This is a genomic window from Klebsiella sp. 10982, assembly GCF_048589245.1.
GTDB lineage: Bacteria > Pseudomonadota > Gammaproteobacteria > Enterobacterales > Enterobacteriaceae > Klebsiella > Klebsiella quasivariicola.
Genome location: NZ_JBMAXV010000126.1, coordinates 1 through 938 on the forward strand (window position 1 = coordinate 1; position 938 = coordinate 938).

Here is a 938-nt window from a genome sequence, read left to right on the forward strand (position 1 = left end):
CTAATCGTGTTCAGCAGAATAGCCGGAGGAAGTTTCCTACTGTCGATAAGAAAGGATTGGCACAGGGAGTGTGAATATCGAAACACCATCACAGAATAATGCCAGATAGAAATGCGATAGTAGGGTTGGATATTTAAATAAGGAGCATCCCGACTTAAAATGAATATGACTGCGTAACCAGGCGCAATAAAAAAAGCGAAAGAATCGCTTTTATTCTGGTTGTTTTTTCGAAGAGTGACCGTTTTCTGAGATGACAAGAAATAAGGAAGTCCTATGATCGCTAGCGGAATAGTTCAAAAACTGAATGCGCAAATGAATCAGGAGTTTTATACCTCAAATTTGTATCTTCAGCTCAGCCAGAGGTGCAGCGAGAATAGCCTTAATGGCACCGCACTATTTTTGCGTCATCAGGCGCAAAATACGGTGACGCAAATGATGCGCATGTACGAATACATCAAACAGAGCGGCGCCACGCCGGTGTTACAGGAGCAACACGCCCGGTGCGGTGAATTTTCCACGCTGGAAGATCTGTTTGAGCAGACGGTAAGCGATTACCAGAAGCGCATTAATGCGCTGACCTCTTTGACGGAAGACGCCCAGGCAGCAAACGATAAGTCAGCGATTAACTTCCTGAAGCGATACAGAAAAGAGGAAATCGTGGACGGGACGCTGTTGCAAATCATTCTGGATGAAGTCCGCAGCGCTAAAAAAGCGGGCATCAACATGCAGCAAACCGACCACTATCTGGTTGGCGTGATCGATCGCTATCACTAAATCAATTTCGCAGTACGAGGAGGTTTTACGCCTCCTCAGAAAATCTGTTTTACATCAGAAACAGAGGTTTATGCCAGTGAACATTTGATACCCAACACGTCATAGTGATTTTTTAACTTAGCGTTTTTATATCGTGCCAAAAATGTCTCTGCTTGTGTCTTTAT

1 protein-coding gene is annotated in these 938 nt (G+C 44.2%); it reads left to right on the forward strand.

The genetic code is table 11. The features are described 5' to 3' along the window. Positions 1 to 273 precede the first annotated feature (273 nt). Positions 274 to 774 (forward strand): non-heme ferritin-like protein, encoded by a 501-nt coding sequence (locus ACKLKD_RS27885; RefSeq protein ID WP_001752509.1) that lies wholly within the window; start codon positions 274 to 276, stop codon positions 772 to 774. The last annotated feature ends 164 nt before the right edge of the window (positions 775 to 938 follow it).